The sequence below is a fragment of the Nonomuraea rubra genome (genome assembly GCF_014207985.1).
Lineage (GTDB): Bacteria > Actinomycetota > Actinomycetes > Streptosporangiales > Streptosporangiaceae > Nonomuraea > Nonomuraea rubra.
In genome coordinates, this window is the sequence record NZ_JACHMI010000001.1 from 6,187,124 (window position 1) to 6,213,737 (window position 26,614).

General features: G+C 69.3%; 19 protein-coding genes and 1 pseudogene. 12 read left to right on the forward strand and 8 right to left on the reverse strand.

From position 1 onward, the window contains the following. Positions 1–629: 629 nt before the first annotated feature. From HD593_RS28205 to HD593_RS63605, 4 genes are all read right to left on the reverse strand, one after another. Positions 630–2,078 (reverse strand): family 43 glycosylhydrolase, encoded by a 1,449-nt coding sequence (locus tag HD593_RS28205; protein ID WP_221525002.1) that lies wholly within the window; start codon positions 2,076–2,078, stop codon positions 630–632. 51 nt (positions 2,079–2,129) lie between these two features. Beyond that, positions 2,130–3,596 carry a family 43 glycosylhydrolase gene (locus tag HD593_RS28210; protein ID WP_379478730.1) on the reverse strand — a complete coding sequence of 489 codons (1,467 nt, stop codon included), beginning with the start codon at positions 3,594–3,596 and terminating at the stop codon, positions 2,130–2,132. 769 nt (positions 3,597–4,365) lie between these two features. Then, on the reverse strand, positions 4,366–4,542 hold the full coding sequence (locus HD593_RS28215) for a Tn3 family transposase (RefSeq protein WP_185105069.1): 177 nt from the start codon (positions 4,540–4,542) through the stop codon (positions 4,366–4,368). Positions 4,543–4,648: 106 nt separating this feature from the next. Then, positions 4,649–5,881 (reverse strand): coiled-coil domain-containing protein, encoded by a 1,233-nt coding sequence (locus HD593_RS63605; protein WP_185105070.1) that lies wholly within the window; start codon positions 5,879–5,881, stop codon positions 4,649–4,651. A 1,438-nt stretch (positions 5,882–7,319) separates the two neighbouring features. Between HD593_RS63605 and HD593_RS28225 the strand changes: the two genes are divergently transcribed. The 3 genes from HD593_RS28225 to HD593_RS28235 all read left to right on the forward strand — a co-directional run bounded on the left by HD593_RS28225 (position 7,320) and on the right by HD593_RS28235 (position 9,979). After that, positions 7,320–8,078, forward strand: coding sequence for a DUF47 family protein (locus tag HD593_RS28225; RefSeq protein WP_246546759.1), 759 nt, complete (start codon positions 7,320–7,322; stop codon positions 8,076–8,078). Further along, positions 8,003–8,641, forward strand: a complete 639-nt coding sequence (locus HD593_RS28230) for a sensor histidine kinase (RefSeq protein WP_312904454.1) — start codon at positions 8,003–8,005, stop codon at positions 8,639–8,641. The genes HD593_RS28225 and HD593_RS28230 overlap by 76 nt, the downstream gene beginning before the upstream one ends. A gap of 375 nt (positions 8,642–9,016) precedes the next feature. Next, positions 9,017–9,979, forward strand: coding sequence for a quinone oxidoreductase family protein (locus tag HD593_RS28235; protein ID WP_185105071.1), 963 nt, complete (start codon positions 9,017–9,019; stop codon positions 9,977–9,979). Between the two features lie 268 nt (positions 9,980–10,247). Here the strand turns inward: HD593_RS28235 and HD593_RS65195 are convergent. Beyond that, positions 10,248–10,746, reverse strand: a pseudogene (locus HD593_RS65195) (transposase family protein); the annotation flags it as partial. 252 nt (positions 10,747–10,998) lie between these two features. Between HD593_RS65195 and HD593_RS28245 the strand changes: the two are divergent. The 3 genes from HD593_RS28245 to HD593_RS28255 are packed head-to-tail and all read left to right on the forward strand — an operon-like array spanning position 10,999 to position 17,940. Further along, a complete protein-coding gene (locus HD593_RS28245) occupies positions 10,999–11,439 on the forward strand; it encodes a hypothetical protein (RefSeq protein WP_185105073.1) in 441 nt (146 codons plus the stop codon). A gap of 10 nt (positions 11,440–11,449) precedes the next feature. Beyond that, entirely contained in the window at positions 11,450–17,740 is a 6,291-nt protein-coding gene (locus HD593_RS28250; protein WP_185105074.1) for a tetratricopeptide repeat protein, read from the forward strand. Next, positions 17,740–17,940: a hypothetical protein gene (locus HD593_RS28255; protein WP_185105075.1), complete on the forward strand. Its 201-nt coding sequence runs from the start codon at positions 17,740–17,742 to the stop codon at positions 17,938–17,940. Before HD593_RS28250 ends, HD593_RS28255 begins: the two co-directional genes overlap by 1 nt. Positions 17,941–18,031: 91 nt before the next feature. Here HD593_RS28255 and HD593_RS61865 read toward each other — a convergent pair whose 3' ends face one another. After that, positions 18,032–18,409: a recombinase family protein gene (locus HD593_RS61865; RefSeq protein ID WP_246546760.1), complete on the reverse strand. Its 378-nt coding sequence runs from the start codon at positions 18,407–18,409 to the stop codon at positions 18,032–18,034. Positions 18,410–18,434: 25 nt separating this feature from the next. Continuing rightward, positions 18,435–18,803 carry a DoxX family protein gene (locus tag HD593_RS28265; protein ID WP_185105076.1) on the reverse strand — a complete coding sequence of 123 codons (369 nt, stop codon included), beginning with the start codon at positions 18,801–18,803 and terminating at the stop codon, positions 18,435–18,437. A gap of 97 nt (positions 18,804–18,900) precedes the next feature. Between HD593_RS28265 and HD593_RS28270 the strand changes: the two genes are divergently transcribed. The 5 genes from HD593_RS28270 (at position 18,901) to HD593_RS60430 (ending at position 24,492) form a co-directional block, all read left to right on the forward strand. Continuing rightward, positions 18,901–19,509, forward strand: coding sequence for a TetR/AcrR family transcriptional regulator (locus HD593_RS28270; protein ID WP_185105077.1), 609 nt, complete (start codon positions 18,901–18,903; stop codon positions 19,507–19,509). 82 nt (positions 19,510–19,591) lie between these two features. After that, positions 19,592–21,217: an FAD-dependent monooxygenase gene (locus HD593_RS28275; protein ID WP_185105078.1), complete on the forward strand. Its 1,626-nt coding sequence runs from the start codon at positions 19,592–19,594 to the stop codon at positions 21,215–21,217. Between the two features lie 93 nt (positions 21,218–21,310). Next, positions 21,311–21,757 (forward strand): hypothetical protein, encoded by a 447-nt coding sequence (locus HD593_RS28280; RefSeq protein ID WP_185105079.1) that lies wholly within the window; start codon positions 21,311–21,313, stop codon positions 21,755–21,757. Between the two features lie 1,532 nt (positions 21,758–23,289). Further along, positions 23,290–24,063, forward strand: a complete 774-nt coding sequence (locus tag HD593_RS28285; protein ID WP_221525003.1) for a class I SAM-dependent methyltransferase — start codon at positions 23,290–23,292, stop codon at positions 24,061–24,063. A gap of 75 nt (positions 24,064–24,138) precedes the next feature. Then, the gene (locus HD593_RS60430) at positions 24,139–24,492 is read left to right on the forward strand and encodes a hypothetical protein (RefSeq protein WP_221525004.1); all 354 of its coding nucleotides are present in this window, start codon (positions 24,139–24,141) and stop codon (positions 24,490–24,492) included. A 364-nt stretch (positions 24,493–24,856) separates the two neighbouring features. Here the strand turns inward: HD593_RS60430 and HD593_RS28295 are convergent, their stop codons facing one another. Continuing rightward, positions 24,857–25,402, reverse strand: coding sequence for a hypothetical protein (locus HD593_RS28295; RefSeq protein ID WP_185105080.1), 546 nt, complete (start codon positions 25,400–25,402; stop codon positions 24,857–24,859). A gap of 247 nt (positions 25,403–25,649) precedes the next feature. On the opposite strand from HD593_RS28295, the gene HD593_RS28300 reads away from it, so the two are divergent. Further along, positions 25,650–26,495: a hypothetical protein gene (locus HD593_RS28300; protein WP_185105081.1), complete on the forward strand. Its 846-nt coding sequence runs from the start codon at positions 25,650–25,652 to the stop codon at positions 26,493–26,495. The last annotated feature ends 119 nt before the right edge of the window (positions 26,496–26,614 follow it).

Sequence of the window (26,614 nt, forward strand, 5' to 3'; positions counted from 1 at the left end):
ACGAGTGTCCTCACCTACAGTGGTCGATTCACAGTGGTCAATCTTGCGAGCCCCGTCTCGGCATGGCGCGATGTGCTGTGTCGTTGCCAGAGAGCCTTGCCGTCGGCTGCGGCGGCTTCGTCGGCGGCGCGCGATGTCGTTGATCAGGCGCTTGCGCTCCCGGACCGGGGCGTTTCCCATCCTTGCGGCCGCCTGCTCGAAGAGGTCAGCCAGGTTTGCCCAGGAAACACCCCTTCCAGCTACTTAGCGGTGCCGACTACTGGTAGAAAGTAGCACTGACTACCAGTACTTAGCAACACGGAATAGCTGAAGCGCAAGCCGGGACCCTCCGCGCGTGACGGTGGGCGCTCTGATCGCCACAGTCGTCACCATCCAGACCGAGCAGTTCCTGGCCTTTGGCATCCCCGAAGACCGGATCTACATCGATCACGGCTTCTCCGGCAGCACTCGTCACAACCGCACCGGCCGCGGGATGTCCCTGGCCGATCTGGCCACCGAAGACAGCGTCGGACGCCCACAATCCCGGTGTGGCGGCCCGTTCTCGGCGGGCGGCTGCGCGCCGCGGACTCGTCGTGCCGTCAGCGAGGGGGTGCGGCCCGGCGTGGACACGCCGGGCCGGTGGTGTCACGTCAGGCGACGTTCCAGTGCTGGGCCGCGGTGTTGTTGCAGGTCCACTGGCGTACTTCGGCGCCCGGCTGGGTGCCCCAGTTGTAGTTGTCCAGGCAAAGACCGCTGTGCCGGTTGGTCAGCGTGGAGTAGCCGTCCCCGGCGGAGGTGATCCGCCACTGCTGGACGGCCAGGCCGTTGCAGGTCCACTGCTGGACGGGCGAGCCGGGTGCGGTGGCCCAGTCGCGGTTGTCGAGGCACAGGCCGCTGTGCCGGTTGACCAGGGTGGAATAGCCGTCGGCCGCGGGCACCACCTGCCAGTCCTGGACGGCGGCGCCGTTGCAGGTCCACTGGCGCACCTCCGCGCCGGGCGTGGTGCCCCAGTTGTAGTCGTCCAGGCACAGGCCGCTGTGCCGGTTGCGGATCCTGGAGTACGCGGGCACGACCTCGCCCGAAGGGCCCTGGAGAACGGTCGAGGTCGAGACCGGGGTGCCGAGGTTCGGGGTGCCGTCGGCGTTCCAGGAGATCTTCTGCACCCGGGTGGTGCGGGTGGTGCCGCAGCCCTGGCTCGGCGAGGAGTTGGCGTGGTACGCGATCCACGTCTCGGTGCCGTCGGGCGAGGTGAAGAACGAGTGGTGCCCGGGGCCGTAGACGCCGGCGGCGTCGTTGCGCTGGAAGATCGGGTTGGGGAACTTGGTCCAGGACGAGGCGGCCAGCGGGTCGCCGCCGCGGTACTCGAGCATGCCGAGCTTGTAGTTGGGGCCGTTGCAGTGGCTGGCCGAGTAGGTCATGAAGGTGCGGCCGCCTCGTTGCAGCAGGAAGCCGCCCTCGTTGACCGCGCCGTCCTGACGCTCCCACGCCAAGGTGGGCGCGGAGATGCGGCGGCCGAACGCGCTCGCGGTCCACGGGTTGGACAGCGGCGCGAGGTAGAGCGACTGCAGGTTGTCCTCGGGCGCGAACGCCGAGAACGTCATGTAGAGGGCGCCGTTGAGCCGCACCACGGCGGCGTCGATGGCCCAGCCGTTGTTCGGCATCAGGTTGAGCACGCCGCGGTAGGTGTAGGGGCCCAGCGGGTCGGAGCCCGCACTTTCCGCGACGTGGGTACGGCGGGGCGCGCCGGCCTGCTCCACCGAGTAGTACAGGTACCAGCGGTTGTTGATCTGCTCCAGGTGCGGGGCCCACATCGTGTTGCCGCCGGTGCGCAGGACGAGCTGCTCCGGAGCGGAGCGCAGGCCGGCGATCGTCGCCGAGCGGCGCATCACCACGTCAGAGGTCCAGGTGGTGGCGACGTAGTAGTAGAAGCCGTTGTGGAAGACCAGCGTCGGGTCGGCGCTGTTCGGCACCGGGACGACGGGGTTGGTGAAGGACGGTCCGGGCGCCGCCTCGGCGCGGCCGGAGGTGACCACGCACATGGCGAGCGCGACGACGGCGGTGACGGCGAGCGTCAGCAGCCGCCTTGCTGTGTCGGCCAAGGAGAGTGAGGACACGGATACTCCTGGTGGGGGGGCGGATGCACAGGCGGCTCAGTAGACGTAGGGCCAGCCGGCCGTGTCATAACCGATCTTGTTGATGCCGAGGCGGGAGGAGTTGTCGCCGGCGTACCAGTGGTAGAAGAGGATGTCGCCGTCGGTGTCGGCGAGGACGGCCTGGTGGCCGGGGCCGTGGATGTCACCGTGGCCGGCCAGCAGTTGCGTGCCACCTCCGGAGGTCAGCGCCACTCCGTTGCGGTCCACGTACGGGCCGGTGACGGAGGTGGACCGGCCGACCATGATGCGGTAGGTGCTGGCCGCGCCCTGGCAGCAGGTGTCGAAGGAGACCAGCTGGTAGTAGTAGCTGCCGCGCTTGTAGATGGTCGGCGCCTCGATCGCGCCGCCGTTGCGCCCGGCGATGCTGCGGATCGTGCTGTCCAGCCGCTTGCCGGATGAGGGGTTGAGCTGGACCATCTTGATGCCCGACCAGAACGACCCGAAGGCCAGCCACCAGCGGCCCTCGTCGTCGATGACCAGGTTGGGGTCGATGGCGTTGAAGTTGTCGGAGGTCCGCGACTCGATGACCAGGCCCTCGTTGGTCCACGACCCGGACGCACCGGACGTGCTGGTGGCCAGGAAGATCGCTGACCGGTTCGAGCCGAAGGTGGAGGCCGAGTAGTACATGTAGTACCGGCCGTTGACGTGCGTGATATCCGGCGCCCAGACGTGGTTGCCGCCGTCTGTGTACGGGTGCGCCCACGGCACGCCGCCGGGGAAGGCGGCTCCCGCGTTCCGCCAGGCGGTGCGGTCGGAGGAGGTCTTGAGCGAGACGCCATTGCCGGTGTGGGCCAGCAGATAGCCGCCGCTGGGGGTCTTGGTCACCTCGGGGTCGTGCACGTTGATGTCACCGGTGACCAGGCCCGGGTTGGGGTAGGTGGGCGGCGGCGTGGTGGTGTCACCGAGCTTCACGAGCCGCCACTGCTGGTTGGCGCCGTTCAGGTCGGTGTACTGGGACAGCCGCGCGCCGTCGGCGGTGGACCATTCCCACGCCTCCAGGGCCTTGCCGCTGTTGCGGTTGATCAGCTTGACGTGGCCGTTGTCGGTGTCGGCGACGCGGAACTGCTGGTTGGCGCCGTTGAGGTCGCTCCACTGGACGATGTTCGCGCCGTCGGCGGTGGAGTGGTTGTAGACGTCGAGGACCTTGCCGCTGTGGCGGGAGCGCAGCCGGTAGTAGCCGCCTCCGGAGTCGACGAACTGCCACTGCTGCCAGGCGCCGTCGTTGCGCGCCCACTGGACGATGGCGGCGCCGTCGCCGGTGGCCCGCTCGTAGACGTCGGCGACCTTGCCGCTGTGCCGGTTGACCAGCACGTACCAGGCGTTGACGTCGATCGTCGCGGCGGCGGCGGGAGCGGCGGACACGAGCGAGGAGCACAGCAGGAGCAGCGCGGACAGGGCCGCCAGGGCAGCGGACACGAGGTGGAGGCCGGGGCGGCGTAAGGCAGGGATGGCTGGTCGGATCACGGGTCGCCTCCTGATTGTTAGCGCTAACATTTCTTGACGGGCGTGGTGCGCCGAAGCGGGCGTTGAAGAGTTGTGAGTGATTGTTAGCGCGAACACCGCGGCCGTCAAGGAGTGTGAGAGTCGCCATGCGTGCACGGGAGGCCTCAGTGCCGCGGCATCCGGCCCCCGCCAGCCGGCGTTTCGGCTTCCGCCTGCCGGCCTTGTGGCCTGACTGTCAAGCCAGAAGGCGCTGCTCCAGGGCACGGGCGCGACCGCGGGAGGCTACGAAGGTGATCGGTGGCGGAGATTCCGGTCCAGCCGATCATGCAGACAGGTCAGTGAGGTGTGATCCCCAGAAACTTTCACTTGATCAACAGGTGCTCGAAGCGGTGTGAGAACGGGCGCCGCTTGGGTCAGGTGGGACTGGGATGCACGTCCTGGCGAGCTGCACCAGCATTGCTCAAGAAGCTTCACCCCCGCAGTGTGTGCAGGTCAGGCAAATCCGTTGAAATTCCCGTTGCTACATCCAGGTCTCGTGCCGGCCGCGATCAACGCGGTGGTGTGTCCGTCGCCGCTCTCGCCACCTTCGTGCAAGTCACGCTGGGACGGCGCGATCGCGATCACCGTGATGTCGCCCTACCCGCCACCCACCCAGCGGCAGACGCATGGCGACGTCGAGCCGTGCTTCGCCGCAGGGCTGGACGCGCCGCCAGAACAGGGGTGTGAGCCCGCGCCGGTCGGCGGGCTTGAGCAGCTTGGCCCACGCCGGACGGGCGAGAACGTCCGGCCTTCATCGCGTGCACTCTGAGGCCGAGGCGCGCAGGGTCCGGGAGCGCACTACTCTCGACCGGCGCTCGACGTGCCAGTAGATGAGGATGCCGCGGCCGCCGTACCTGGAGTGCCATTCGGTGATGATGTTCAGATCGTAGGCGCGCACATGCGTGGAGTCGGAGGCGACGGTGGTCACCCCTCGCCCCATGGCTCCACGTCCAGGGCGGTAAGGGTCGCGCCCACGATCGCGGTGGCGACCTGCGAGGGTCAGGAGCGGCGCCGGACGTAGCGGGATGTACCCCTCACGACGAACGCATCTCAGCCGCCACCGCACGTTCCCGAAGTTGCGCCGCCTCCGCCCGTACGGACTCCAGCTCCGCCCGCAGATCCTCCAGCCGGATCCGCTCCAGCCGCAACTCCCCCTGAACCCGATCACGCTCCTTGACCGCGGCATCGGCCCGCGACTTCTCCCGTGAGACCGCCTTGCGCTCCCGAGCCACGGCCGCGGCCCTCTCCTCTTCCAGCGCCGCCACCCTCTCGGCCAGCCGTCCCGCTTCCTCCGCCGCCTGCGCGGCCTCCTTGCGCGCCACCTCGCGGTCCCGCTCAGCCTCCTTGAGCGCCACCGCGCGCTCCCGCTCGGCTTCAGCCGCGGCCCGCTCGGCCTTGACGGCCCGTTCCACGGCCCGCTCCCGCTCCTGCGCCGCCGCCTCCCCACGCGCCCGGGCCCCGATCACGTCACGTTCGGCCTGCTCACGCGCCCGCACGGCCGCCGCCGTCTCCTCCCGGGCGCGCTCAAGCTCCTCGCGCGCCAGCGCCGCTTCCTCCCGAGCCTGTACGGCCCCGGCCCGCGCCTCCTCCACCTGCCTGCCGGCCAGCTCGACCCGCTCGGCCAGCTCCTGCACGGCCTGATCCCTGGCCTGCTCGGTCAGCTCGACCCGCCGCTTGGCCTCCTCGGCTCGGCGCTCGGCCAGCTCAGCGCGCCGCTTGGCCTCCTCGGCCGCCTGCAACGCCTGCCGTTCGGTGCTCGCGGCCTCCCGCAACGCGGCCAGCGCCTGCTCGCGCGCCCGCTCGGCGTCACCCAGCGCGGTCTCGCGCTCCTGCTCGGCCTCATCGAGCCGCACCCGCATCTCGGCCGTCTGCCTGCGGGCGTGCTCGGTGGCCTCGCGCGCGATCCGTACCTGCTCGAAGGCCTGCTCCCGCTCTGTACGCGCGATCGCCACCCGCGTGTGCGCCTCAGCCTGCACCGCACTCAGCTTGGCCTCGACACCGGCAGGACTCAGCTCCTCGGCCAGCGCCCGCGCCAGCGGCTCGATCGCCGCGGCCAGCCCGCTCTCCATCCGGTCGTACAGCTGCTCCGCCCTGGCCAACGCCCCTTCCAGCCCGGGGGTGGCCCGCCGCAACTCCCGCTCCCGCTTGGCAGCAGCCTGGCAGTCCTTCTCAGGACAGTACGCCTTGGGCCGCCCCCTTCCCCGCCGCTGCTCGATCTGCGCACCGCAGTGCTTACAAGGCGTCACCAGGGTGGTCTCTGCTGTCACGACGATAGTGTAGCATTTTTGATTTTCTAGAAAATGAAAATCGATAAATCAGATCCGTTGCGCCTGCTGGGACGCGAGCAACTTGCGAGAAGGCAGAATTCCCGCAAGTAACCCTCGAAGCGGGGGTAGGGCGGCACAGGTCGGCGGGAGGAGGGGGTTGTGGGACCAACCACTAAAATTTCATGGGCGTTCGCCACACCCTTACAGTGGGTTGCTCACCTCATTGCAGCACTCAGAGAAGGACAAATCCTCTCGAAGTGGTTGCTTCCTCTCCTGCGCGGCCTGAGTGGCGATGGCGGCTTGACAGTTGGCCGCCCACGACAGTGGCCCACTCGCCGGGTGGGATCTGCGTCGTTCAGCGAAGGCCGCGCGTCCGGCCCCCACTGCAAGGGATACGAACCGACGAAGTCGGACAATTTCCCATCCTCTTGCGGACGATGGGTCGCAGCAGTGTGACGTATCAGCACTGCAAGCCTCGTGACCAATGATGGCCCCACCAGCGGATACGTCAGGCGATTGCAGCGGTTTGGTCAGCTCCGTTGCAGTGAGTCTGGTTCGTGAACAGGGCTTTGGTCGCTGCCGCCTCACGCATGATCGGGCTTGCGTACCAGGGCGGCCACGATAGGAACCCCTGGAAATGCGTCGCGGTTCCGTGCTGAGCCTGCGACGGCTCATGTCTTACTGCCTGGCTGCTTCTGTGGGTCCGGGCTGTTGGAGCCCTCCCTGTGCGCATGGCATTTGTCTCTCCGGTGGTCGGCGGCTCTGATGTAGCACAAGTTGTCTAAGGTGGCAGGCGCCCTCCGGGATGTGCCGCTGCCGCGCTTGTTTTGACTGGTCAGAGGCCTACGTTGCGCATGGCGTTGTCACGCCATCGATCAACGGCCCTGATGTACCGCAGCACGACGGGTGAGGCCGGGGCCCAGCGGCCGTGCTTGGCGATGACCGCGACCGGACGCCGGCGGCGTAGGCCACGGTGGCCCCGCCGGCGCGCAGGCTGTGCGCGGTGAAGGTCTCGGCGCTGGGCACGCGAGCACGGGTGGCGAGGTCACGGACGATGGTGTTGACGGCGTCGGCGCCGAGTGAAGGGCCGATGGTGCCGTGCCGGTTGATGCGGCGCAGCAGCCGCCCTGTGGTGTGTCCGGCCTGGTCAAGGACGTGCAGCCAGTCGCGCCAGGGAAACCCGGACCCGCACAGCCGAGCAGGAACGCGACCAGGCTCGCGGCATGGCCGGGGCGCACGCCGCGGAGGCCGACCGGCTGCGCCGGGCGCTCACCGCCGAACAGCAGCGGCGTGAGCAAGCCGTCACCGCAGGCGCATTGGCCGAGCAGGGTTGCTGACGTTGCCGACGAGCGCCCTGTTGGCGGGGCTGACCGCGCTCGCATGAGGGAAGGCCGTATGAGGCGGATGAGCAGGGGTTCGCGATCTGCTGGCCGGGCGCATGGACACCACGCTGACCGAGGCTCTGACAGGACAGCTACGGGCGACCAAGGACGGCGCCCGGCTCGCCATGGCCATGGTGGCGGGCGAGATCGACAACGCAGGCGCGCACGAACGGATGCGGACGATCGAGCACCTCGGCGACACCCAGCGGGCCCGGCTGGTGGTGGAACTGGAGTCCGTCCTGATCACCCCGATCCACCGGGAGGACCTGCTCCGGCTCTCGAGCGCCATCGACGACGTGCTCGACGCGCTGCGCGACTTCGTCAGGGCGACCCACCTTTACCGGTTACCCCGGCAGACCTGCTTCACCCCGCTGCTCGACCAGGTGATCGCGGGCATCGACGCGCTGGACGAAGCGGTACGCCATCTGACGTCGAAACCGTCGGCGGCCGTAGGAGACGCGCTGGCGGCCAAGCAGGCCGGTGGCGCGGTGCGCAGGAGGTACCAGTACGAGATCGCCCGGATCTTCGCCGGCGAGCTGACCGCGGACAAGATGAAGGAACGCGAGCTCGCCCGCCTCCTCGAGATCGCCGGCACGTGCCCTATCCGCAGGCCAAGGACGAGATCCACGACCTGGCCGACAGCGTCAACCACACCCTGGCCCGCCTGCAGGCCGCGATGGAGCAGCAACGGGCCTTCACCTCGGATGCCTCCCACGAACTGCGCAGCCCCATCGCCGCGATCCGCGCCGAGGTCGAGGACGCGCTGCTCGCCCCCGAGGAGACCAGCGTGCCCACGGTGGGCAACACCGTCCTGAGGAGTGTGGACAGGCTGGAGGCCATCGTCGGCGACCTGCTGACCATCGCCCGGCAGGACCACGACCGGCAGGTCGAACGCGAGCCCATCGACCTGTCCGAGCTCGTCACCACGGAAAGCGGCAGGAGGCCCCACCCGGCCAAGCGCTTCGACTACGCGCTGGAGCCCGGCGTGGTGGTGATCGGCGACCGGGCCCGGCTGTCACGCCTGCTCTCCAACCTGATCGACAACGCCGAACGGTACGCCGCCTCCACCATCACCCTCCGCGTCAGTCACGTGGCCGGCTCCAAGCGTGACGCCCACCGCTTCCCGAACGGCATCGCGATGCTGGAGGTGATCGACGACGGAAAGGGCATCGACCCGGGCAAGCGCGAGCTGGTCTTCCAGCGATTCGCCCGCCTGGACACCGCCCGCGACCGGGGCGCCGGAGGCACCGGGCTGGGCCTGCCGATCGCCCGGCAGACCGCCGAGGCCCACGGCGGCACCCTGGGAATCGAGGACTCCACCTGCGGCACCCGCTTCGTCCTGCGCCTCCCCGCCACCGAGAGCACCCGCATCGATTGACCCGATCATCGCGCCACCGCCGAACCGACTCGGCGACAGTCCCGCAGCCAGAGTAGAAGTTGGAGGAATCATCGGTCGTGACTAGCCACGTGGTGGCCGATGGCTGGCCCGATGCTCACCGGCTTGGGTCGCCTGGAAGGGGCTGCCCATCTCGATTGATGAGCTTGCCATGGTCCCGTGATCAGCAGAGGTAGGGGCACGGCCACGCTCCGCGCCCTATCTCCTGGCGCGTTCCGTGATCTCGGTCAGTTCGGCGCACCCGGCACGGAGGGCGAGGTGTCCCGGCACAAATTTTGGACTTGTGAGTCCAATTTGTGGTGCATAGCCTTCGCGAGCGTAAGCCGCCATCCAAATATCTGCTCGAAGGAGTTTCCCATGCACGCGATCCAGATCGACAGGCACGGTGGCCCCGAGGTCATGATGTGGAGGGAACTGCCGGAACCGGTCCCAGGACCCGGCGAAGCGCTCGTGCAGCTTGGCGCCGCAGGGGTGAACTACATGGACACGGGCATACGCCGGCAAGGCGCCCCCGGCTGGACCGCACCGCTGGTCCTTGGCGCAGAAGGAGTGGGCCGGGTCGTCGCGCTCGGTGAGGATGTCGATGGAGTGGCCGTCGGCGACCGGGTGGCCTGGTATTACCACCCCGGCAGCTATGCCGAACTGCTCGCCATTCCCGCCGACTCGCTCGTCAAAGTCCCTGAGGGCATCGAGGACGAAACCGCCGCGGCGGTCATGCTGCAGGGGATCACGGCCCACCACTTCATCACCGAGACGTACCAGGTCAAGCCCGGCGATACGGCCGTGGTGCATGCTGCGGCAGGTGGTGTAGGCCTCCTGCTGACACAGATGATCAAGACCCGTGGTGCCACGGTGATCGGTCTCGTATCTCGCCATGAGAAGGTCGCGATAGCGCGGAATGCCGGTGCTGACCACGTCCTCGTGTGGTCCGGCGGCGGCTTCGAGGGGCGGATCAGGGAGTTGACCCGCGGCGAGGGTGCCCACGTCGTCTACGACGGCGGCGGCACTCCAACGTTCCGATCGTCCCAACTCGCCCTGCGCCCGCACGGGGTGCACGCATACTACGGCCCCATCATGGGCGTGCCGTCCTTCAGGCCGACCGACCTGCCGCACAGCATCCTCCTGTCGTACCCGGTGCTGCATGATCACGTGCCCACGCGTGAGGCCCTGGTCCGACGGACTGGCGAAATCTTCGACTTGATCCTCGCGGGACAGCTCACACCAGTCATTGGAGGTCGTTATCCCTTGAGAGAGGCGGCGCGAGCCCATGCGGACCTTGAGTCACGCACGACCACCGGAAAGCTGCTGCTCATTCCCTGATCTGTGCTTGCCTCTTTCCGGCGTGCCGAGATCAACCGACGCGCGCGCACGGAGGCGCCACATGCTGGGACCGGAAATGATCAGCGGGTTGACGCGTAGGACGATGCTGCCGGTTGGATCAGCTGATCGCGTTTGTTCAGCAGTCGGGGGCTATCAGGTGTGTGCGATCAACCCGTTGCAGGCCAGCCGGTTCAAGGAGCGGCATGGAACCCGCCCAAGCCATCAAGATGGTGGCCCGCGCGCACCAGACGATGGCGTGGGAGCGCACGGGCCGGTCGGCGAGCAGGTGCAGGTCGTTCTCGCACAGGGCCATCAGGACTTGGCGTTCGTCGATGTTCGGGGTCGCCAGGCCCAGGTGATCGGCAGGTCGGCCGGGGGTGCAGATCAGATGCAGGCGCAGGCCCCAGAACCAGCATGAGTGGGAGCGGCAGTAGCCGTAGCCGGCCCAGCCGGCCAGGTTCGAGCGCTGGCTGGTGGGGCCGGGAGCGGCCGCACTCGACCGGGGTGCTGTCGGCGCTCCAGACCGGGCCGGTCCACAGGTCGGTGTCTTGCGCCAGCGCCCAGATCACCCGTTTGAACAGCGGCAAAGTCTTGTCCAGGCGCTTGTTGTATCCGGATTGGCCGGGCAGGTAGGCGAAGGCGCCGGGCAGGTGTTCGGGGACGTAGCGCAGCCAGCGGGTCTCAGAGTGGATGCCGAGCAGCACCTGGGCCACGGCCAGGGTGAGCAGTTCGGCGTCGGTCAGTTGTGGCTTGCGTCCCCGCCGTGGCCGGTGGCCCCCCGCCGACCACCGCGACCGCCAGGATGGCGGATGCTCATCACCGGTCGGCTCGGCTGCCGGCGGCTTCGGCGCCTCATCCGCCGTGATCAGAGGCTTGGTCATCGCCATCAGCGTCATTCGGTCGCCTGGGCCACGAGCTTCCTGGAGCCCTAGCGGGGCGGACAATGAGGTGAGCATCTGTGCCGCGGCCGGAAATTTTGCGACCATCTCCATGACCGGTCACCTTTCGTGAGGATCGCGATGAGCCTTGAATGGCTAGCGGCTCTGGCCGCCGCGGGCGGTACCGCTCTGGTGGAGGCGGCGGCCACGGACGCCTGGAAGATGGCACGTGACGGGTACGCCCGCTTGTTCGGCAACGGCGACGAGGACCGCACGAGGCTGGCCGAGTCCCGGCTGGACGAGCTCGCGGTGCGCGTGGAGAGCGCCGGCCCGGAGACCCGGGCGGAGGTGCGGGCCCAGGCGCTCACCGCCTGGCAGGTGCGCTTGGCGGACCTGCTGGAGGAGAGGCCGGAGGCCGAGGCGGAACTGCGCGACCTGGTGGCCCGCATCGAGGAGCTCGTCCCGGCGGCCGCGGGACAGGTCTGGATCCAGCGCAACACCGCCTCCGATCACGGGACGGTGAACGCCGTGCAGTACGGCTCCCAGCACGTTCACCGGTATCCGCCCCGCGAACCGGCCTGACGTGGGCGCCGTGACCTCGTCCTACCAGCAGATCAACCAGGCGCAGCCGGGTGGCGTGGTCAACGTTGCCCAGCACGGCGACCTTCACGTCCATCAAGGGGCGCCCGCCTACACCCTCCGCCCCTGGACGCCTGCGCCCGCAGCCATGCCCGGCAGGGCCCGGCGGCAGCCGAGCTGGCTGCTGGCCGCCGCCAGCCGCGCCGTCACCTTCGTGGGCAGGAAGCAGGAACTCGACGCGCTCGCCGCCTGGCGCGACGCGCCTGACCACGGCCTGGCGGTGCGCCTGCTGCACGGGCCCGGCGGCCAGGGCAAGACCCGGCTGGCAGCGGAGTTCGCGGCCGCCAGCGCGGCTCGGGGCTGGACAGTGGCTCAGGCGGACCTCCATGCGTCTCGCGCGCGAGGTCCCTGGCCGCCACCTGAGCCTGGGGCGTCTGCGGCCGACGCCCAGGGGCGCCTGCTGATCGTGGACTACGCCGAGCGATGGCCGGTGACCGAGCTCCACGCGCTGTTCGAGGACGGCTGGCTGCGCTCTGGCGGGCCCGCCCGCCTGCTGCTGCTCGCCCGGCCTGCCGGGCACTGGTGGCACTCGCTCGAATACCACCTCGTCGGGGCGGGTACGCAGGACACCAGTGCTACCGCGCTCCCCCCGCTGGCCGCGGACGCGGCGGAGGCTGCGGCGATCTTCGTGACGGCGCGCGACTGCTTCGCTCGGATTCTCGAGGTGCCTGACGCCGGTTCGATCGCCCCGCCGGGGTATCTCGGCGGGGAGGGGTTCCGGCAGGCTCTCGCCGTCCAGATGGCCGCGCTGGCGGAGGTGGACACGCTGAGGACCGGCGAGGAGGCGCCGAGGGATCCAACGGGCCTGGCCGTCTACCTCCTGGCCAGGGAGCGGGCGCACTGGCGGGCCCTGCGCGAGGGCGGCCGGCTCACGATGGTGGAGGACGTCATGGCGCGGGCCGTGTACACCGCCACGCTCGTTGGGCCGGTTGGCTACGGGACGGGTAGGGATGCCCTGATCAGGGCCGGTGTCGCCAGCTCCGCCGAGTCGGCGGGGCAGGTCCTGGGCGACCACGCGCTGTGCTATCCCTGCGGCCGTCCGGACTCGGTCCTGGAGCCGCTCTACCCGGACCGGCTCGGCGAGGACTTCGTCGCGCTGTCCACGCCCGGTCACGACGCCGGGTATCCCAGCGACCCGTGGGCGGCCGGCGCCGTAGAGCGGCTCCTGATCACGGAGGACGAGAAGGATCCCGGGTACGTGGGCGTCGTCGTATCCGTGCTCATCGAGACGTCCAGACGCTGGCCGCACGTCGCGACCGGCGTGCTCGCGCCGCTGCTCCTGGCTCGGCCGCGGCTGGCCCTCTCGGCCGGTGGAGCCATGCTGGCCCGCCTGGCCGAGCTGGACGTCGACATCGCCGTGCTGGAGGCGGTCGCTGACGGCTTCCCCGAGGAAGACGTGGTTCTCGCCGCCGGGATCGCCGCCGTCACCCAGCGCCTGGCGGGATATCACCTCGCCCGTACGCAGGACGCCATGGAGCGGGCCGACCTCTACTTCGTGCAAGGCACCCGCTTCGAGCAGGCGGGGCTGTTCGCGGACGCCCGCTCGGCCCTCCGTCAGGCCGCCGAGCTGCTGCGCGACCTGGTCGCCGCCGACCCGGACACCCACGAGCCGGCTCTGGCCGAAACCCTGCGCCGTCTCGGCGCGGCCACGGATCCGCTCGGCTCCGGGCAGGCGGGCGACGCGCTGGCGGCGGCCCAGCAGTCCGTGGGCATCCTGCGCCGCCTGGCCAAGGTCGACCCCGCGGCCTACGAAAGGAGCCTGGGGGACGCCCTGCACACTCTGGCCATGGTGCTGGGCAACATGGGCCGCAGCGCCGAGGCGCTCGCGCTCGCCGAAGAATCGCTGGCCATCCGTCGCGGGCATGTCGATCCGGAGAACGACGAGCAGCTCATCCACTTGGCGATGTCCCTCAACAACGTCTCTGGAGGCCTTTCCGGGCTGCGCCGGCACGAGGAGGCTCTGGAGCTCAGCAGCCAGTCGGTCGAGCTCCACCGCCGACTGGTGGACGCCGGGCGGGTCCCGCGCTCCGATCTGGCGCTCGCAATGGCGAACCACACCATGCACCTGTCGAGCGTCGGCAGGATGGACGAGGCGCTGGCGGCGGGTCAGGAGGCCGTCGGGCTGTTCCGGACGCTCGCGGCAGCCCTGCCCCGCCGCTTCGACCACGGTCTGGCCGAGTCCCTGTCCGATCTCGCGACCGTTCTCGTCGCCTTACAGCGGGTGGAGGAGGCGATCGGCTGCCTGGCGGAGGCGGTGGAGGCCGCTCGCAGGCAGGCCGGCGCCGAGTTGCTCAGCCACGGGCCGTTGCTCGCCCGGCTCCTGTGCGGTCTGAGCGAGCTCTGGCGCAGATCAGGCAGACCCCGGGAGTGCCTCGACGCGGCGGCGGAGGCCGCCGAGGTGGCCCGCGTCCTTCTCGCGGGCGGCCTGACGCCGTCCGACCTCGACGCCTCCCACGCGTTCCTGGCCGCCGCCTTCGCCCGGGCCGAGCTGGGGCAGCACGACGAGGCCGTGGCCGACGCCCGCGAGGCGGTCTCGGTCGACCGGAAGCTCGTCGCGCTCGACCAGGAGGTGCATGCGCCCGCGCTGGCGAGCGCGCTCTTCGACCTCGCCACCATCCTGCGGAGGGCCGGCCGCTTCGAGGAAGGGGCGGTGGCCTGCGAGGAGGCGGTGGCGGCCTACCGCCGGCTGGCCGCCCTGGAGCCCACTCGCCACAGGGAGAAGCTCGCGGACGGTTTGCGGACGCTGAGCCGCTGCCTGCACGGTGCTGGACGGCTCTTCGAGGCGATCCAGGTCGGGGTGGAATGTGCCGATCTCTACGGTGACCTGGCCGCGGACGACCCTGCCCGGTGGCGGCCCGCGTACGTGGACGAGACGGCCCAGCTCGCCCGCCTGTTGACCGAGGGCCGGCGGTGGGAGGAGGCCGCCGGCCGTTACCAGGAGGCCGTCGCGTCGCAGCGGCCCCTGGCCGAGACCGATCCCGCGGCACACCTGCCTTACCTCGCCGGACTCCTGCAGGACGCGGGTGTCGCCGCGCTGGACGCGGGGCGTGCCAACGATGGCGTGCCCCTGCTGCGGGAGAGCGTGGTGATCTGGCGGGACGTCGATGGCGCGGACATGCTCGGCGGGGCGCTCGCCGAGCTCGCGATGGTCCTGCTGGACGCGGGCGAGCCCGCGGATGCCCGCACGGCCGCGCTGGAGGCGACGGCCCTGCTCAGGGAGGTCGCGACGGCGCGTCCTGACGAGCACCGGCCGGAACTGGCGCACGGCCTGAGCGTGCTCGCCGACGTGCACGCGGAGTTGGACGCGTTGCCCCAGGCCCTGGAAGCGATGGCGGAGTCCGTCGAACTGTCACGGATCCTGGCGCGGGAGGACCTCGATGGGTACGGCCCGAAACTCGCGTGGCGGCTCGGCGCCTACCGTGACCGGCTGTCCGAGGCGGGGCGGCACGAGGAGGCGCTGCCGGTGGCCATGGAACTGGTGGAGCTGACCAGAGGGGACGCCTCGCTGCCTCCGGAACGGCTCGCCGACTCACTGCTCGGCTGGTCGGAGGAGCTGACGTGGGCAGGGCGGCCCGATGAGGCGGTCGATGCCGCCAGGCAGGCGGTAAACCTGCTGCGCGGCGCGGCCGGCGCGGCCGACGCGGATGGCGCCGAGCTCGCCTGGGCTCTGCACTCGCTGGCCTGGTCCCTGGGCAAGGCCGGGCGCCACGAGGAGGCGGTGGGCACCGCCACGGAGGCGGAACGGCGGCTCCGCGTCCTGGTCGCGCGGGACCCTGACGCCTACAGCGAGAAGCTGGCGAGCGTGCTCGCCGATCTCGGCACCAGTCTGGCGGCGGCAGGAGAGCCGGAAGCGGCCGCGCGAGCACAGGCGGAGGCCGCCGCACTCGGCGCGGACGAGGAGGAGCAGGAAGAAAAGGAGCAGGAAAGCGTCGCCCCCGTCCGGCGCGACCCGGACGATCCGGTCGAGAGGGCGCGCGCGCAGGTGCGACACGCACGCCTGCGGGGCTCGCCTTACCTGCTCTCCCAGGCCCTGGCCGAGCTGCGGCAGACGCTGCTCGACCGGGGGCGCCCCGAGGAGGCCGTGCTCAGACAGGAGGAGGCGGTGGTCCTGCTGGCTGGCCTGACTGCCACGGACCCGCACACCTACGAGCTCGAGTACGCCGCCCGCCTCACCGACCTGACCGAGGACCTGATGGCGCTGCGCCGATCCGACGAGGCCGAGATGGCGATGCTCGACGCCGTGACGCTGTATCGCTCGCTCACCGGCCAGGACGGACGCGACGCCGAGGCGTTCCGGCCGGGGTTGCGGTTCGCCCTGGCAGGCCTCGGAGCGGTGCGCACCGAGCGCGGCCGGCACAGCGAGGCCGTCGGTTGTTTCGAGGAGTCCCTGGCGCTCAGCCGCGGCGGCGCCGACCCGTGGACCATCGCGGAGGAGTCACTGCGCTACGGCCGATGCCTGACCATGCTGAAGCGGCACGCCGAGGCCGTGCCCCCGCTCGCCGAGGCAGCAGAGCGCTTCGCCCTCCTGATCTCCGAGCGTGGCGACCTGGCTCGGCGGCAGCGGGCGCGGGCGGTGGCCCTGCTGGCGGACAGCCAGGCGGTCGCCGGCTCCCGGGCGGACGCCTTGATCTCGACGGTGGAAGCCGTCGGCGCGTACCGGCGGCTCGCCGCCGAAGATCCGGACGCCCATCGCGCCGATCTGGCCGCCGCGCTGCACAACCTCGGCAACCGGCTGGCGACGGCGGGCCGGGTGGAGGAGGCCCTGACAGCGGCACAGGAGTGCCTGGCGCTGAGGAGGGAGGGCGAAGAGTCGGTAGCCAAGCTGATCACCGCGCTGGCCGCGCTGGCCAACCGGCTGCACCTCGCCGGGCGCTTCGCCGAGGCGGAGAACGCGCTGCGCGAGGCCGTCGCGCTCGCGCGGGAAGGCCTGCGATCCGATGCGGCGGCCTGCTCCCCCATGCTCGCCCTGGCCTGGTCTGAGTCGGCCCGGCTGCTCACCTTCCAGGGACGCCACGAGGAGGCGCTGCCCACTGCGCGATCCTGCGTCACCCTTTGCAGGGAACTGCTCGGCGGCCCGTCGACGGACGACATGGAGCAGTTCGTCGTCCCGTCGCTCGCGGCGGCTCTGGAGGTGGAAGCTCAGTCCCTGAGAGTGTTCGGTGACCTCACGGGTGCGCGGGCCGCCGCGCGGGAGGCGGTGGAGTGGTGGCGCTCCACCACGACCAGGACCGCGGCCCTCGCGGCCTCGCTCGGCTGTCTGGGCGACGTGCTCACCGACCTGGAGGCATGGCCCGAGGCCGTGAGCGCACGTGAGGAGGCGGTCCAGCTGCTCCGCGATCGCGGCGGGTACCCCGTCGACGTGGCGTGGGCCTGGCGTTCGCTGGGCCAGACGCTGTCACGGTCGGGACAGCCGGAGCGGGCCGTCGCGCCATTGCGTGCCGCGGCCGAGGCCTTCCGCGAGCTCCACCCCGTGGAGGCCGCCACGCTGGCGGAGATCCTGGAGATGCTGTCCGACTGCTTGGAGGCTCTCCGACAGGAGCAGGAGGCGCTGGCTGCGTGCGAGGAGGCCGTGCGGATACGCCGGGACCTGCTTACGCCCGCCGACCCTGCCACGAGCGTCGCGCTGGTGCAGGCCCTGTACAAGATCACCAATGTGCTCGCCGTGTCGCTGGGGCGTCTCGACGACGCCCTCGCGGCGATGGAGGAGGCCGTCGAGCTGTACCGACGGCTCGCCGAGCACGACCCAGCCACGTATTCGCGCGAGGTCGCGTGGGGGCTGCGCCATCTCGGCTGGTGCCTGATCAACGTCGGACGGCACGAGGAGGGCGCGGCACGCTGCGCGGAGGCCGCCGGCATCCTGCGGCATCTCTCCCTGTCCGCCCCGGAGATCGCCGAACCGCTCCTGGTCAGGGCCATGTTCGATCAAGCCAGAGCGTTGGGCCTGCTCGGCCGTCCGCTGGAGGGGGTGGGCGCGCTGGAGGAGGCGATGGTCATCCACGAACGCGTGCCGTACGAGGCGGCCATGGGCTCCCTGATGCCCGATCGCCTCGCGCTGGTATCCGAGCTGGGCGCACAGCTCACCGCGCTGGGCTGGTTCGGGCACGCCCTGCCCTACGTCGAGGAAGCGATCGACATCCTCCGCGCTCACGTGGATCGCGGCGCGCAGGAGTACCGGCCGGCGCTGAAGCAGGCGCTGAGCGAGCTGAAACGGTGCCGCCGGGCTCTCACAGGCGCCGAGAACTGATGGCGATGGCCGACCGTGTCGAGGTCGGCGACCTTGGCGATGCACCCGTCGGCGGCCTGGGCCATGGCGGCGAACTCCGTGCGGGCGATGGAGTGGCGGTTGACGCCTCGAAGGTGGTGGCGCGGTGCATGTCCTTGACCGAGGTCATCGCCGCTCGCGCGGCCGACACGGCATCGCGGAAGCTGAACTCGTCGCCGTGACCGGAACGCATGGAGCGGGTGGGCCAGACCCGGCGCCGGGCAGCGTCGCGCCGGGCGGGGTCGGCTGAGGGCTGGTGTTCGCCGGGGTGGCTTACGTGTCCTCAGCCTTGGCGTCGGTGAGGGTCTTGTGGACGACGCCGATGGAGACCTTGACGCCGGTGGCGATAGTGCGGATGGATTCGACGCCGCGCTGGAACAGGTCGTTGAGGACGATCAGTCCTTCCAGGAGGTTGCGGCCGAGGCGGTCGACCTCCTGGACGGTGAGCAGGTCGCCGTCGCGGATGTAGGTCAGCGCGTTCAGCAGCGCGGGCCGGTCGTCAGCGACGAGCTTGCCGCCCACGGCGGTGGGCGGCCGGGGCGGTGGCGGTGCAGGGGCGAGGGCGAGGGCGGCGAGTTCTATCTGGTCGCTCCTCGGGCCCGCCGTCGGCGGATTCGGCGGCGGGTAGTTCCATGCGGCCCAAGCGATCAAGCGGTGCTGTCACCGCGCTCTTCGCTCAGGAAGTCGCGAGCAACAAGGCCATGGTTGTTCCGGTGACCACGGCCAGCACCACGGGCGCCACGGCGTGGGAGCGGTGGCGCCGGTGCGCGAAGTCGCGGGCGCGGAGGTGGAATCCGACTGCACCGATCAACAGCAGCGTGAGGCCGGCCGCGGCCGCGACAGCGAGCGGCTTGAGCCAGAGGCCGGCCGCGAGCCCGAGCGCGCCGGCGATCTCCAGGGTGCCGATCGATCGGGTCATCGTCGAGCCGACGCCGAGCCTGAGCAGGTTGGCCGTCACGGGATCCCGTAGCAGGACCTTCTGGGCACCGGCGAGCAGGAAGACGAGAGCGACCAGAGCGCTCAGTGCGTTGGCGACATACGCCATGGGACGACCTTCCACAGAAGAGAGAACGAACATTCCTTTTTTTAGAGAGAGGTGGCAAACTTGTCAAGTACGAATGTTCGTTCTACGTTGTGATCCCATGGCACGCATGCCCAAGGAGCACCTCGAAGCCCGCCGCCGCCAGATCCTGGACGCCGCCCGGCACTGCTTCATCCGCAACGGCTTCCATGCCACGTCCATGCAGGACGTGCTGACCGAGGCCGAGTTGTCGGCCGGGGCCGTCTACCGCTACTTCAAGAGCAAGGACGACATCATCGCGGCGACCGCCGCCGAGGCTCTCGCCGAGGTCGCGTCGGCGTTCGAGGCGGACGACGGCGCGCGGCCGCCGGATCTGGACAACATCGTCGACCTCGTACTGGGGGTCGAGCGCCCGCCGCTGTCCGGATCGCAGGAGTCCGCCCAGTTGCTGGTCCAGGTCTGGTCGGAGGCGCTGCGATCGTCGTCGCTGAGGACAAAACTGAAGGAGGTCATGGCGGAGGCCCGCGGCGTGGTCGGCAGCCTCGTGGCGCGGCATCAGCAGCGCGGGCTGCTTCCCGCCGACGTCCCTGCCGAGCACGTGGCCGATGTCCTGATGGCTCTGGTCGACGGGTTCTTGGTGCGCCGCGCGGTATACGGCCACGCGGATTCGGCGGCCTTCAGGAACGGCATGCGAGCCCTGATGTCGGCGCCTGCGCAGGTCACCCGATAGAGAACGAACATTCGCTCTTGACTGTCGCGGCTCAACCGTGCTCTTCTAAAAGAACGATCATTCGTTCTAAGAGGGCGGGTTTGTGACTACGAAAGCGAACGTTCTCATCGTCGGCGCGGGGCCGACCGGCCTGGTGCTGGCCATCGACCTGGCACGGCGGGGAGTGATCCCCCGGATCATCGACGCCGGGCGCGCGGACCACCGGGAGAGCCGGGCGGTGTCGATCGTGGCCAGATCGCTGGAGATGCTGGACGATCTCGGGCTGGCCCAAGCCGCCATCGAACGAGGCGTCCCGCTGCACACGCTGAACTTCTACCAGGGCACGACGACGCTGGCCGAGATGGACGTGACAGCCGTGGACTCCCCGTTCCCGCTTGACCTGTGCATCCCGCAGTGGCAGACGGTCGCGCTGCTGCGCGAGCGCGCCGAGGAGCTCGGAGTCGTCATCGAGTGGGACACCCGCCTGGTCGGGCATCAGGCCGGCGAGCACGGCGTCAGCGTGGAACTCCGGCATGGGGACGGCCCCGGCGAGCGGTGCGAAACCGCGTGGCTGATCGGCGCCGACGGTGCACACAGCACCGTGCGTGAAACGGCGGGAATCACCCGGGAGAGATCAGACCTGAAGCGGGGCTTCATCCTGGGCGACGTCGCGGTGGACTGGCCGCTCACGCGGGACCGCTTCCACGTCTACTTCGACACCTCTGGCCTGGTGGCCGTCTTCCCCATGACCGGGGGCTACTGGCGCATCCTGGCCAGCACGCCGGACGATCGGCCGCCGCAGAACCCGGGGCTGGACGACTTCGCCGCCTACGTCGCCGAACGCACGCCTCTGGACTCTCGCGTACGCGATCTGCAGTGGAGTTCGTCCTTCGTGGCCCGTGAGAGCCTGGCCGACCGGCTTCGCCAGGGCCGGGTCCTCCTGGCCGGCGATGCCGCGCACAGCCACAGCCCGGTGGGCGGTCAGGGCATGAACACGGGCATGCAGGACGCCTACAACCTGGGCTGGAAACTCGCGCTCGTCGTCACCGGGCAGGCCGAGGAGTCCCTCCTGAACAGCTACGAGGCCGAACGCTGGCCCGTGGTCAAGGCCGTGGTCGACGCGACCTCGACCACCACGAAGGTCGCCACCGGCACCACCCTGGTCGCCCGCAGGGCCAGGCGGCACGCGCTGCGCCTGCTCGGCAGGCTCAATCCCGTGCAGCAGCGGCTGTCGAACGCCTTCGGCGAACACCTCGTCCACTACCGCGACAGTGACCTCGTCTTTGAACGCTGGCACGAGTCACAGGCCAGGGCGTGGAGCGACGTCGCCTGTACCGGACCGGAAGCCGGCGAGCTGGTTCGGGACGTCTACGTCGAGAACCGTGAGGGGCCGGTGGCACTCCGGCACCTCCTCCGGACGCCGGGCCACCACCTCGTCCTGTTCGCGGCGGACACGACGGACTCCGCCACGCTGGCCGCCTGGCAGTCCTCCGCGCGCAAGGCAATGGCCGGGCACGGCGAGGTCCATGTCATCACCCGCGGCCACCTGCCGCACGACCCCCTGGACGGAGTCTTCGCCGACCTGCGCAGCGAGGCGCACAACCGCTACGGCGTGCGCCGCCCCAGCCTGTACCTGATCCGCCCGGACAAGTACGTCGGGTACCGCGGCGACAGCGTCGACTTCGCACCCGTGAGCGACTACTTCCGTGCCCTGGGCGTCCGCCCGTGACACCGCATGTGAAGAAGAGGAACTGGACAACCCCGTGACACAAGAACCGACCGCCCCCAAAAGCCTGGCCGGAATCGGCGCGACCGCCCTGGCGTGGCTCTCCTGCGCGCCCGAGAGAGCAGCCGACCGAACCGGCTGTTCGACGACCCCTACGCGCGGCACTTCCTCCAGGCCGTCGCCCCGGCATCCACCCCGTGGGCTGCCGGGCCTTCTCCGGCGACCGCACGTTTCCTGCAGGTCAGGACCGGCGGCGGCCTGCCTCTCGGCGACGGCGTGCACTGCGACGCGCAGTGCCGCGCCGCTCCCGGCGTCTACGCCGCCGGCGACCTCGCCTCCTGGTACGACGAGTGGCTCGGCCGCCGCCTGCGGCTGGAGAACCGGACCAACGCCGTCGACCAGGCCCAGATCATCGCGGCGAACATCCTCGGCGAAGGCCTGCCGTACACGCCGGTGCCCTACTTCTGGACCGACCACTACGACCGATGTCCAGCGTCTACCCGGGCCTTGGCCGATGAGGGCGGCACCCAGCCGGGAAGCTGATGGCCCCATCTCGGGCGGCGATCATCCGGGCTGAGCGCTGATGGGCACCACGGCGATCGTCGCCTCGGCGGAGGATCCGGGCACGAGACGGATGGAGTCGCCCGGCTGAGCTGAGGCGAGCTCGTGAGGATCGGTGGCGTCATGGTGATCTCCGACCAGGTGGTGCGGACTTTCTCACCGTCCAGGAGCCGCGCGAGCTGGATGAAATCGCCGATCTGCTCGGGGCTGATCTCGTCCAGGCCGGGGATGGTCACGCGGTGGAAGGTATGGGCCTGCACGATGAGCAGCGCCTGCAGGAGAACCACGCTTCACCACTGCGCGGGACACAACCCTGCTCTCCCCGGCGTGAACGACCGCGCCGGGGATTGGGCCACCTGATGCTGAGCGTGGGACGGTAGCCACGGTCGCGAGAAATGATTCGTCTCCGCTGCCCCAAGAGCACCTGGACGATGTGGGGCGGCATCCCGCTCAAGATTGCCTCGGTCGTAAATATCCGCCGGAAGTCGTGAGGCGAGAATTTTAATGGCTACCCTGAGGCGTCTTTGAAGTTGGCGAACACCAGCAGCGTTCAGGACAGATCGAATCGTTTGTGCGTAATCGCGTGATTGCGCCCTCCCGCTCGATATTGAAATAGGCGAGGCATCGGGTCGTTCCAGATTTTCTCATGGACGTTGTATGCGGCAACCAGCGGGACTGCACCCGTGTCTCCGCAAACCCGAGAGACTATCGTAGCGAGCACATCAGCGAGTTCGACGGCCACCCAGGCCCAGAAAGACCGATGTTCGGCCATCAAGAACTGTCGACGTGTCCCAGTGGAGTCGTAGGCCCAGTTGCTGCCATCCGCCAGGCCAGGGTTTTGGACAACCTTGACATATGCCTCGCCTAGGACAGTGAAAGCTTCGCCAGGTGCCGCCTTGCGTAATGCGGCTAAGCGCGTCTGCGCATCCACGTGCCGGTGGCGAGCGATTTGCGCCAGGGCCGCGATGGTCGGCAGTCGTTCGCGAGTCCGCTGGTCCATACGTGCCCTGCGGCTCGCGTCCCCGCTTCTTGATGGAGAGCTCAGCTGCAGTTATTGGGCAGGGGGCGGCCCACTGCCCCCAACGGTCAGGGTCTTCGACGGCCCACTGGGCGATATCGAGGTAGAAGCCACGAACGCTGGTCAGCACGTCGATGGTCATCTGGGGTAGTTAGCCTCTTCCCACAGGCCATAGCTATATGATCTTGTCAGCCATGTAAGGCAAGCAGGCTGGCTGTTCCCGCTCAGCGGCTGGCGGCTGGCCCCTGGACAGGGGCTGAGTGGCTGGCGCAGGAGGTCTTCAACAACACCGGCAGGACGGACATCCTCATCCGCGTACTGGACACGCTGCGTATCGAGTTCGGACGTATTGATAGTTCCGAAGCGCCGAACACGGCGAATGACCGAGCGGATCAGCTCGCGCTATCCGCGGCATGAGCGGACGGGCTGTCCTTGCGAAAACCATTGGTGCCCGGCTTGCTCCTCTGATGGACTGACGTCCCGCCGTGAGTCTGCTGTGACGGAGGTAGTGGTTGTGACGGAATATGACGTGCTTGCCGAGGTGTACGAATGGCTCATCTCGGATGCAAAGTTGCCTCCCGCCGAGTTCGCCGCGTCGTTCGATGACGTCCTCAGTCTCCTGCCGTCGAACGCTCACGTTCTCGACTGTTCGTGCGGAACCGGACAGTTGGCGGTTGGCCTGGCCGGTCGTGGCATGCAGGTTGTCGCAACTGACGCCAGCGAAGCGATGGTTCGCCGGACTGCAGAGCTGTCTGAGGAGTTCGGGGCCTCCGTCCGGGCCGTGCGGGCGAACTGGGAAGAGTTGCCCGATCATTTCGAGGACGACACGTTCGACATGGTGTTCTGCGTTGGCAACTCGCTTCACCATGCCGCGGGCGCGACAGGCAGGGCTGCTGCTCTGGAGTCGATGTCACGGCTTCTGCGCCCTGGCGGGCGCTTGGTGCTCACATCCCGCACTTGGGAACTCGTGAGGGCCAGAGGTTCCCGGCTGGACATCAGGGACCGACTTGTCCGACGAAACGGTCGCGATGCCGTCGTGGTCTACCGCTGGGAGATTGCACCGCGTTGGGAGGATGAGCACCACATCGAGATTGCGATCGCCCAAGTTGATGCCACTGGGCTGGTTCTTGTCCGCTCGGAACTGCTGTCCTGCTGGCCCTACCGGTACGAGGAACTCGAAGTCGAGCTGCACCGGGTCGGACTCCGGACGGAAGTGAGCACGTTCGATCTTGAGGCCGAGAACTACATGGTGTTCGCGAGCAAGGTATAGACTCCGGGCTCTCAATCCCTGATGGGACCGCGCGGTTGCTCGCAGGACGCTTGCGCCCTCTCATCGCCTGGAAATGTGGACGAGGCCGAGCGGCAGCTCCTTGCCGAGCTGGCTGCCAGGACCGCGGGCCTGGTTACCAACCTGCAGCGTGAACGGGACCGGCTCCGGGCGGCCGGGGAGAACACGGCCTGGCTGGATCGGATGCTTCACGAGACGAAACCACTAGCTGCCGCCACTCACGATCTCGTGATCTTCGGGGCCATTCGTGCGGTGATCGAGCGTCATGGCGGCGGGCCATACCCGGCTGAGGACCTGGCGGCCCTCGCTGGAGTGAGCGTCGAAGACGCGCAGCGAGTGCTGGAGCAGATGGTCCGTCACGGCCTGGCCACTCCGCCCGGCGGGAAGCCGCCGGGCGCGCCGCCATCTTGATCGGCAGATGCCTCGGTCAAGCAGGCCGGGCCTGTGGGGCCGCAAGTGATGGGGCGGGCGATTCGAAGGGGCTTTGATCCAGAACCGAAGACCGCGTCCCGCCAGCGGCTCTCCCTCGTAGCGAGGGACTAGATGGCAATGATCATTGGCGACTACGATTTCCGGCTCGATCTTCGGAAGACAAAAGGGGCAGTCCGGCATTCGATCATCATGCTCGATGCTCCTCGGGGCTGCCTCTCAGGTGCGTATGTCCTGCGTCGTCCGGATCGAGTGATGCCTCAGGCCAGGAGACCCAGGGTTTCCGGCGTTTCCCAGGCCGTCAGCTGCCGATCGGGGTCGGTTTCCTGGTGTGCAAACTGGTTGATCAGCTCGGCGAGGGCGCTTGCCGATCCTGCCTGGAGAGGGCCTGCAGGAGGGCGATCACCTGGGCCAGCAGGCTGGTGTTCTCCTGCCGGACCACCTGTGGGCCGACCTTGTCGAGGCCGGCGACCTTGGTGATGCACTCGTCGGCGGCTTGAGCCACATCGATTCGAACTCCGTGCGCGCGATCGAGTGGAGGTTGCCGGCCTCGAAACCGGTGGCGCGGTGCATGTCCTTGACCGATGCCATCGCCGCTCGTGCGGCGGCCATCGCGTCGCGGGGCGCTGAGCTCATCGCCGTTTCCGTGGCGCATGTAGCGGGTGACGAAGACCCGGCGCCGGGCCGGGTCGGTCGAGGGCATGAACCTTTCCAGGCGGTCGCCCCGGTTGGCCGCGATCTGGCGGACGACCGGGATGGCCCGCCGCAGCCGGTGACCGTTGGGGAGGCCGACGCCGGCGGCGATGTCGGCGTAGCCGACCTCGCTCCCGTGGTTGCTGCGCAGCCAGATCATCACGTCCGCGACGTCGAGCTCGGCCTGCGTCCAACCCATCGCGTCACGCCGCGGCCTCGGCGGCAGGGCCAGCCCAGCGCAGTGGCGATCGACTGCACGATGGCGTGTTGATTGTCGCGGCTCATGCGCAGGGACGCCGGGGTGATGGTCACGACCGCCGTCCGGTGTTCGACGTGGCCGTGGACCTCACGAACGCGGATGGTGCCGTGGTCGCGGCGCTGACCGTGACGTGGACGCTGAAGCCCAGGGCTTGACGTCCTGGCCCGATCATGGTCCATGATCAGGCATGAACGCCTTAATCCGGGCGGCCCTGGTGGGGGCCGTGATCGGGATCGCGGAAGCCGCCCTGGCGCAACAAGTGGATGACAACATCCTCGTGTTCCTGGCGATGCTGGCCATGCCCGTGCCCGCGGGCACGCTGCTGACCCTCTGGGGCAGGCTGCCCTTGTGGTGGCTGATCTCGATCCTGGGACCGGTCTTCGTCGTCATGGGCTTCATCGCGGCTCCGCTCCCGCCCGCCGAGATCGCGGAGATGGGCGGGTGGGGCAGCCTTCTGGCCTTCATGGGGATAGGAGCGGTCGGCTACCTGCTCGCCGGGGCCACGGCGCTGCCGCTGCGCATGCCGACGCGCCTGACCACCATCGGGACGGTCCTCACCCTCGGCATCGCCGCCGTCCTGGGAGAAAGACCCCTCACGGCGCTGGTCGCCGCACAGACGATGGCGCGCGAACACGTGCCCGTCATCGCCACCGACCAGCCGGAATACCGTCTCGACTCCGTCGACGAGGAGGAAGGGATCCTCTTCCTCCACTACGAGCGCCGACGCGACGGTCTGGAGGTGGCCGTCACCGTCCAGGCACAATATGGGCTGACGGCCGAGCAGGCTTGCGGCTCCGGGGTGCGGGGCGCGTGCAAGGAAGTGGCCCCGGGGATCTGGGGCGACCACGTGGACCTGGGCTCAACGCTGGTCACCGTACGGGAGAACGCGCTCACGGAGGTGACAGGCGAACTGGCGACAAAGGACGACCTGCTCGCGATGCTGCGGGACATGCGCCCGATGAACGCGTGGGAGCTGGCCTGGCTGGCGCTGAAGGACAGCTCCCACGACCAGGAGATGATCGTCGCGGAGTGAGGCGTCCGGGGCGTCCCGCGCGAGTCACGGCGAGTCACGGCGAGGCGCGGTGACGGCGCAAGGGCGTCGTCAGGTGACCGTGACGGTCATCGGGCGTTGTCCGTGACCAGCCTTGCGGT

Excerpts from the sequence above, each read along its gene's own strand:
- HD593_RS28225 (WP_246546759.1), top strand. The coding sequence starts at position 7,320 with ATGGACACCACGCTGACCGAGGCTCTGACAGGACAGCTACGGGCGACC.
- HD593_RS28235 (WP_185105071.1), top strand. The coding sequence starts at position 9,017 with ATGCACGCGATCCAGATCGACAGGCACGGTGGCCCCGAGGTCATGATG.
- HD593_RS28245 (WP_185105073.1), top strand. The coding sequence starts at position 10,999 with ATGAGCCTTGAATGGCTAGCGGCTCTGGCCGCCGCGGGCGGTACCGCT.
- HD593_RS28255 (WP_185105075.1), top strand. The coding sequence starts at position 17,740 with ATGGCGATGGCCGACCGTGTCGAGGTCGGCGACCTTGGCGATGCACCC.
- HD593_RS28265 (WP_185105076.1), bottom strand. The coding sequence starts at position 18,803 with ATGGCGTATGTCGCCAACGCACTGAGCGCTCTGGTCGCTCTCGTCTTC.
- HD593_RS28270 (WP_185105077.1), top strand. The coding sequence starts at position 18,901 with ATGGCACGCATGCCCAAGGAGCACCTCGAAGCCCGCCGCCGCCAGATC.
- HD593_RS28295 (WP_185105080.1), bottom strand. The coding sequence starts at position 25,402 with ATGGGTTGGACGCAGGCCGAGCTCGACGTCGCGGACGTGATGATCTGG.
- HD593_RS28300 (WP_185105081.1), top strand. The coding sequence starts at position 25,650 with ATGAACGCCTTAATCCGGGCGGCCCTGGTGGGGGCCGTGATCGGGATC.